Source organism: Streptomyces sp. NPDC085944 (genome assembly GCF_040686295.1).
In the GTDB taxonomy this organism is placed as follows: Bacteria; Actinomycetota; Actinomycetes; order Streptomycetales; family Streptomycetaceae; genus Streptomyces; species Streptomyces salinarius.
In genome coordinates this window covers 99,661-107,288 of sequence record NZ_JBFBJX010000023.1, presented here as the reverse complement: position 1 = coordinate 107,288, position 7,628 = coordinate 99,661, and the positions used below count along the sequence as shown (strand labels likewise).

6 protein-coding genes and 1 riboswitch are annotated in these 7,628 nt (G+C 73.9%); of the genes, 2 read left to right on the top strand and 4 right to left on the bottom strand.

Translation table 11 applies throughout. The features are described 5' to 3' along the window. Window positions 1-105: 105 nt before the first annotated feature. Window positions 106-228: riboswitch (cobalamin riboswitch) on the bottom strand. Window positions 229-276: 48 nt separating this feature from the next. The 3 genes from AB0P07_RS32810 to AB0P07_RS32800 form a co-directional block, all read right to left on the bottom strand. Then, window positions 277-870: a MerR family transcriptional regulator gene (locus AB0P07_RS32810; protein WP_365557059.1), complete on the bottom strand. Its 594-nt coding sequence runs from the start codon at window positions 868-870 to the stop codon at window positions 277-279. 62 nt (window positions 871-932) lie between these two features. Further along, a complete protein-coding gene (locus tag AB0P07_RS32805; protein WP_365557069.1) occupies window positions 933-1,445 on the bottom strand; it encodes a potassium channel family protein in 513 nt (170 codons plus the stop codon). Window positions 1,446-1,555: 110 nt separating this feature from the next. After that, a complete protein-coding gene (locus tag AB0P07_RS32800) occupies window positions 1,556-2,917 on the bottom strand; it encodes a chloride channel protein (protein ID WP_365557057.1) in 1,362 nt (453 codons plus the stop codon). A 294-nt stretch (window positions 2,918-3,211) separates the two neighbouring features. On the opposite strand from AB0P07_RS32800, the gene AB0P07_RS32795 reads away from it, so the two are divergent. Beyond that, complete coding sequence (locus tag AB0P07_RS32795) at window positions 3,212-3,676, top strand: hypothetical protein (RefSeq protein ID WP_365557055.1); 465 nt, start codon at window positions 3,212-3,214, stop codon at window positions 3,674-3,676. A gap of 183 nt (window positions 3,677-3,859) precedes the next feature. On the opposite strand, the gene AB0P07_RS32790 is transcribed toward AB0P07_RS32795, so the two are convergent. Continuing rightward, window positions 3,860-7,003 carry an FAD-binding and (Fe-S)-binding domain-containing protein gene (locus AB0P07_RS32790; protein ID WP_365557052.1) on the bottom strand — a complete coding sequence of 1,048 codons (3,144 nt, stop codon included), beginning with the start codon at window positions 7,001-7,003 and terminating at the stop codon, window positions 3,860-3,862. A 210-nt stretch (window positions 7,004-7,213) separates the two neighbouring features. Here AB0P07_RS32790 and AB0P07_RS32785 point away from each other — a divergent pair, with 210 nt between their 5' ends. Further along, on the top strand, window positions 7,214-7,606 hold the full coding sequence (locus AB0P07_RS32785) for a cell division protein SepF (protein ID WP_164412024.1): 393 nt from the start codon (window positions 7,214-7,216) through the stop codon (window positions 7,604-7,606). Window positions 7,607-7,628 lie beyond the last annotated feature (22 nt).

Sequence of the window (7,628 nt, the reverse complement as noted above, 5' to 3'; positions counted from 1 at the left end):
CTTTTGTGGGGGGGATTTTGGGGTTCTTGGTGTGTGATGGGGGGTGGTGGGGGTGGTGTTGTAATCAACCGCCCGGCGCCGCGGGGGGGAGGACGGGAATGTGACGACAGGCCCCAGGGCCGGAGCCGGACTTCCCGATTCACAGTGGCGAGGGCCGCACCGGCATCACACCGGATTTCCCGTTCACCAAGGCGTGGCGACAGTAGTGCTCCCACGGGGGCGGGCACAAGCGGGCCTCGGGCCGGACGGGCACCCCACCGGTCCGCCCCACAGGCCTCAGGGCTGCGGAAACGCCCGGTGCCGCCGCTCGGACATCAGCCGCCTCTCGTCCTCGCCCGTCGTGGCGAAGATCTCCGCACGCCTGTGGTGCAGGGCACGCAGCTCCTCCTCGCCGAGCGACTCGGCCCAGCGGCGGCGCGCCTCGCCCAGGCGGGCGACCTCTTCCGGTGTCAGGGGGCGTTCCACGGCGGTCATCTCCTCGATCACGTCCAGATAGGCCTCGGTCGAGCCGTCGGCGGCGGCGTCCAGCGCGCTCAGCGCGCCGAGCAGCCTCAGCCGCAGCTCGGCGGTCTGCCGCAGCCGCTCCTCGACGACGTCGAGCTGGCGCCGGATCAGCTCCGCCGGATCGTGGTCCGGCTCGGCGTCCAGCGCCGCGCGGATCTGCGCCAGGGGGAGCCCGAAGCTGCGCAGCGCCAGGACCCGGTGCAGGCGCCGGACGTCGTGGGCGTCGTAGCAGCGGTGGCCGCCCTCGCTGCGGGCGGACGGGGTGAGCAGCCCGAGCCGGTCGTAGTAACGCAGGGCGCGGACGCTCAGCCCGGTCTCCCGCGCGAGTTCGCCGATGCGCCGGGTGCCGCCGGTCGTGTGGGTCATGGGTTCCTCCGGGCTCCTGCACGCGTGTGCGACCGAGGCCAGGAGGTGACGCGGCGGCAGTTTCAAGGCCCGTCTCGGCGCGAGCGGCCCCGCTCGGGCCGTCGGACCACCATGTCCCGCAGTCGGGTGGTCAGCGCGGTGGCGGCGGCCGTGAGGAAGACGAAGCTGTAGGTGATCTGCAGGACGGTCACGACCCGCGCGACCTGGCCCTGCGGGTGGATGTCCCCGTAGCCGACGGTCGCGAGCGTCACCACGGTGAAGTACAGGGCGTCGATCTTGGTGTGCAGCCCGCTGAACTCGCCCGGCGACTTGGCCATGGCGTAGTACGTGGCCGAGAAGACGTGCACGGACAGGACGATCAGCAGGGAGATGACCACGCCGGGCCGGCTGTCCGGACGGTTGAGGAGCACGTGCCGGATCTGCCGGAGCAGCAGCACGGCCACGACGGTCAGCAGGACGGCGAACAGCACCCAGCTCAGCACGGGGCGTTGCGGCCCCAGGTTGTCGAGGGGGAGCAGGAAGTAGGCGACGACCACGGCGGCCGCGATCCCGACCCGCACGAGCCAGGACCGCACGGCGTCCCAGCCGGTAAGGCGGCGGGCGCCCCGGCCGGCCGTTCCGTCCGCGGGGTCCGCGGGGTCCGTCCGGTCCGTGGGGCCGGGGTCTTCGGGGCCCGTCGCGCCGGTCACCGTTCCGCCGCTCCCGTCGCCGGCGCTCCGCCCGTCGTCCTGCCCGCCTCCGGCCCGTCCCGGCGCACCATCTGGGCGACGACGAAGGCGACGACCGAGGCCATGACGATCAGCGGCATCTGGTCGTGGGCGTCCCGCCCCATCAGCAGCGCCGCCAGGACCGCGCTGGCCAGCGGCAGCCCCGTCACCGCGGCCGCCGCGGCGGAGATGCCGAGAGCGAGGGCCGGGGTCGCGCCGAAGCCGGGCAGTCCGGAAAAGGCCAGGGCGGCCGCCGCGCCCAGCAGCACGGACGGGAAGATCGGGCCGCCGCGCAGGGCGCCCAGTGCGATGCCCCAGGCCAGTCCCTTGCACGCGACCAGCGCGACGAGCGCCCCCACGGACCAGGCGTGCGGGTGGGCGGCGAGCTCGGCGAGGGTGGCCTGCCCGGACAGCGCGGCCTCGGCCGGGGAACGGCCCGTGATCAGCGCGTACGCGGCGACACAGACGCCGACCGCGGTGGCGCAGGCGACGGTGCGGGCCGCCGTGCGGTGCCGGGTCCAGGTGACCGTGCGGCGGCCCAGCCCGCGGGCCAGCGTGACCAGTACGGCGATCAGGGCGGCCGTGGGAAGGCCCCACAGGAAGTCGCCCGCGTCCGGACCGGCCTGCGGCGGCAGCTCGGGCAGGGCCAGCGCGCCGATCTTCAGCCCCGTCCACTGCCCGAAGCCGGTGAAGACCAGGGCGCCCGTCGCGCTGGCCAGCAGACAGGGCAGCAGCAGTGCGACCAGCTGCGTCCCGGCGAGCCCCGCCCCCTCGATGAGCAGGACCGCCGCCGCGATCGGGCCGCCGAGGATGGTGGAGATCGCGGCGGTGGAGCCGGCCGTGGCGAGGATCGCGCTCGCCCGCTGGTCCGCGTCGCCGCCCGCCCGCCGCAGCGCCAGCAGGGCGAGCCCGCTGCCGACCGCCATGAGCGGGGCCTCCGGGCCCAGTACGACGCCGAGCGGCAGCGTGGCCAGCGCGGCGAGCACCGCGCCGGGCAGGGCCCGGGGGCCGACGGGCGCGCCGCCCAGACCGTTCACCGGCAGATGGCCGCCGCCGCCCGGCATCCGGGTCACGATCGGCGCCAGGATCAGCCCGGCCAGGACCAGCGCGGGCAGCGGCCACCACCAGGGCGGGGTGTCGTAACCGGCCGCCTCGGGCAGCGAGGTCCACACCCAGTGCTGCAACTCGTGCTGGAGCCCGACGAAGAAGAAGCAGGCCAGCGCGATGGGAACGCCGAGCAGCACGCACAGCAGCAGCAGCCGCCCGTAGCCGGGGCTGAGCAGGGTCTCCCGCAGCGACTGCTCCGCCCGGTCCGGGGCGGCGTTCGCCGACGCGGTCACGGAACCCGTGCGCGGGGCCCGCGCCCGGACAGCGGGCCCCGCCGGGGCAGCGGCCGACTCGTCACACGCCCTCCTTGTTCCGCCCCGGGCCTTCGCGTCACCCGTGGCAGCGGATGGCTTCAGTCAACGCGAGTCCGCGAACGACCGCATGCGTACGCCCGCGGGCGGTTCACCCGTCCGGCGGACCCACGTGGCCGGGGAGCGCGGTCGCCCGCAGGCTCTAACAGACCTGTCGGTGCCGTCGGCACCAGTGGGCAGCTGCCCCGTACGGGGGACACAGAAAGGACTCCGCTCATGAGCCAGCACGCCGAACCCTCTCCCGGCCGGCCGTCCCACGGCGGCGACGCCAACTGGGCCCAGCGCCCGGGCGACCGCGCCGACGGCTGGGTGACCGGCGGTGTCGTCTTCGCGGGCGTACTGCTGCTGCTGAACGGCGCCCTCGCCGTCCTGCAGGGCATCGCGGCCATCGCCGAGGACGACGTGTACGCCCGTATCGGCACCTACGTCTACGAAATGAACCTCACCGGCTGGGGGATCCTCCACGTCGTCCTGGGCGCCCTCGTGTTCATCACCGGGTACGGGCTGCTCAAGGACATGGCCTGGGCGCGGATGGCGGGCATCGTCCTGGCCTCGCTGAGCCTGATCGCCCAGTTCCTGTTCCTGCCGTACTCGCCCGTCTGGTCCGTGATCATGATGGCGATCGACGTGTTCGTGATCTGGGCCCTGGCCCGGCGCCAGGAGAGTTCCTCCCGCGTCTGAGACCCCGCGCCCCCGTCGATCACCCCGCGCCCCCGGCGATCGCCCCGGGCACGCCCGGCACCCCCGGCACACGGCGGTCACCCCGCGTCCGCGGCGGTGACCGCCCCCGCGCCCGGGGAGTTCGTCCACGTGGGCTCCCGGACACGGGCTGAACCACCTGGGCTTGTCGCCCCCCGCGCCCGCTCAGTGGCGGCGCAGGCTCCGGGCCAGCACCGCCGCCGCCCCCGCGGTGCCCACCGCGGCCGCAGCCGTGCCCGCGAGGGCCAGAACCCGGGCCCGGCGGCTCGGATCCTGCGGACGGGCACCCGGCGCGGTGCCGTACGCGCTGCCCGGGACCTCGGGGTCGGCCGCAGGGCCGCCCGGCAGGGCCGAGGCCAGCAACTCCGCCAGGTGCACACCCTCGTGGCCGCCGCTGTCGAACTCGTGGATCTGGGTGCGGCAGCTGAACCCGTCCGCGAGGACGACGGTCGACTCGTCCTCCTCCCGCAGCCGGGGCAGTAGCACCCGCTCCGCGCACGCCTCGCTCACGTCCAGATGCCCGCGCTCGAAACCGAAGTTACCGGCCAGCCCGCAGCAGCCGGAGTCCAGCCGCTGGGCGTCCACCCCGGCCCGGCGCAGCAGCTCCCGGTCGGCCTCCCAGCCCAGTACCGCGTGCTGGTGGCAGTGCACCTGGGCCAGCGCACGCGCGGACCGCTCGGGCACCCGCGGCGGTTCGTAGCCGGGGGAGTGCTCGGTGAGCAGCTCCGAGAGCGTCACCGTCTGCTCGGCCAGCCGGCGTACGTCCTGGTCGCCGGGGAACAGCTCGCCCGCGTCCGCCCGGAACACGGCCGTGCAGCTCGGCTCCAGCGCCACGACCAGGCCGCCCGACCGGACGCGCTCGGCCAGGGCCCGCACGGTGCGGGTGAGGACCCTCTCCGCCGTGCCGAGCTGTCCGGTGGAGATCCAGGTCAGCCCGCAGCACAGCGGCTCGTGCGGCAACTCCACCCGCCAGCCCGCGTGTTCGAGGACCCGTACCGCCGCCCGGCCGATGTGCGGGTGGAAGTGGTTGGTGAACGTGTCCGGCCACAGCAGCACGGAGCCGCGATGCCCGTCGCCCTCCGGCTCGTGGTCCGCGAACCACTGCTCGAAGGTCCGCTCCGCGAACAGCGGCACCTCCCGGTCCGCCACCCCCGCCACCAGCACCGCGGCCTTCGACAGCAGCGGGGCGTGCGTGAGCGCGTTGACGACCGGCCCCAGCCGGGTGCGGCCCACCACCTGCGCGAGCGCGGGCAGCCAGCCCATCGACCAGTCCGAGCGCGGCCTGCGCCACGGCCGGCCCGCGTAGTGGTGGGACAGGAACTCCGCCTTGTACGTGGCCATGTCCACGTCCGCCGGACAGTCCTTCTTGCAGCCCTTGCAGGCCAGACACAGATCGAGGGCGTCCTTGACCGCCTCCGAACGCCAGCCGTCCCGGATCGCGCCGTCGCCGTGCCCGTCGAGCATCTCGAACAGCAGCCGGGCCCGCCCCCGCGTCGAGTGCTCCTCCTCCCGGGTCACCTGGTACGACGGGCACATCACCGTGCCGTCGCTGGTGTGCTGCCGGCATTTCCCGACGCCGACGCAGCGGTTGGCGGCCTGCGAGAACGAACCACCGTCGTGCGGGAACCCGAAGTGCAGGTCGCGGGGCTCGAACGGGGCCCAGCCGCTGCCCAGGCGCAGATTCTCGTCCAGTCCGTACGGCGCGACGATTTTTCCCGGGTTCATCCGGTCCAGCGGGTCGAAGACGGCCTTGAGCCGCCCGAACGCCTCGACGAGCCGGTCCCCGACCATCCGCGACAGCAGCTCGCCCCGGCTCTGCCCGTCCCCGTGCTCACCGGAGAGCGAGCCGCCGAACTCGACGACCAGATCGGCCGCCCGCTCCATGAACCGCCGGTACGTCGCCACCCCGTCCGCCGTGTAGAGGTCGAAGGGGATGCGGGTGTGCACGCACCCCTGCCCGAAGTGGCCGTACAGGCTCGGACCGGTGTCGCTCAGGTACCCGAACTCCTCGAACAGGGCCCGCAGCCGCCGCAGATAGTCGCCCAGCCGGTCGGGTGAGACCGCCGAGTCCTCCCAGCCCTCGAAGGTGTCGGGCCTGCCCGGGATGTGCGCGGTGGCGCCGAGCCCGGCCTCGCGCACCTGCCACAGGTCCCGCTCGTGCCCCGGGTCGTCCAGGAACGCGCAGTCGGCGTCGTGCTCCGAGCGGTGCACCGCCTCCAGCATCCGGTGCGCCTGCGCGTCGGCCTCCTCGACGGTGTCTCCTCCGAACTGCACCATCAGGTAGGCGTTGCCCTCGGGCATCTCGGCCAGCGTCTTCTCGTTCAGGTGCTTGATCCGCTCGTCGCGGACCAGCCGGGCGTCGACGCCCTCCAGCGCGATCGGCTCGTGCGGCAGGATCTCGGGCACCGCGTCGGCGGCCTTGTCGATGCTGTCGAACCCCAGCACCAACAGGGAGCGCTTCTTCACCACCGGCACCAGTTCCAGCTCCGCCCGCAGGACGGTGACCAGCGTCGACTCGCTGCCCACCAGGAGTCCGGCCACGTCGAAGCCGTGCTCCGGCAGCAGCGAGTCCAGGTTGTAGCCGGAGACCCGGCGCGGGATGTCCGGGAAGCGGCGGCGGACCTCGTCCCCGTAGGTGTCGCGCAGCGCGCGCAGCCGCCGGTACACGGTGGCCCGCAGATCGCCCTGCCGCTCGATCTCGGCGTACTCCTCGTCGCCGGTCTCCCCGCACCAGAAGCGGGTGCCGTCGTACAGCAGCACCTCCAGGCGGGCGATGTTGTCGACGACTTTGCCGTGCGCCTGCGCCGTGGCACCGCACGAGTTGTTGCCGATCATGCCGCCGATGGTGCAGTTGGGGTGCGTGGCGGGCTCGGGCCCGTACCGCAGGCCGTACGGCGCGAGCTGCCGGTTGAGGTCGTCGAGCACGATCCCGGGCTGGACGACGCAGGTGCGGGCGTCGGGGTCCACCGACTCCACCCGTGTGCAGTACTTGGACCAGTCGAGGACCACGCCCGCGTTGGTGCACTGCCCGGCCAGGCTCGTCCCGCCGCCGCGCGAGAGCACGGGCGCGCCGAACTCCCGTGCCACGGCCACCGCTTCGGCCCCGGCCTCAGGGGTGCGCGGGACGACCACGCCGATGGGGGTCTGCCGGAAGTTCGAGGCGTCCGTGGAGTACGCGGCCCGGCTCCCGGCGTCGAAGCGGATCTCACCGTCCACCCGCTCGCACAGGGCGGCCCGCAGCCCGTCGGTGTCGACCGGCGGCGGTGCCCCTTCCCGCGTGACGGGCTCGGGCAGATCCAGCGCACCCATGGGCACTCCTCCGTGTGGCGGTGTACGACCTCCGGCGCGCCGGCGGCACCCGCCCGGACACGACGGCGTGTCGCTGAGTACCCCGCCCGGCGCCGGGCAATCACCGGACACGGAGCGTCGCCAACCGTGTCGCTGTTGGGCCGAACGGGTGACTTGGCGTAAGAATTGGCTGGTGCACGCAATGAAGGCGAGTGGAATCGGGGGGAGCCGGTGAACAGCCACGACGTCACCGATGAACAGTGGGAAGGGCTCGCCCAGGTCGTTCCCCTGCGCGGGCGGGACGCCTGGCCGTCGGCGGTCGGTCACCGGGCGATGCCTGAGGCGGAGACGGAGCGGCGCCGCCGGTTCGTCGTGCTGCGGGTCAATGTGTTCGCGGACGCCCGTGAGGTCGCCGAGACCCTGATGGCGGGCATCCCGGTCCTCCTGGACCTGACCAGCGCCGAGGGCGAGGTCGCCAAGCGCGTCCTGGACTTCAGTACCGGCGTCGTCTTCGGCCTGGCCAGCGGGATGCACCGGGTCGACCGGAACGTCTTCCTGCTGACCCCGGCGGGGACCGAGGTGAACGGGCTGATGGAGGGCGCGGTGGGGGTCCCCGGGATGTGACGGCCCCGGGTCCCCGGGGAGT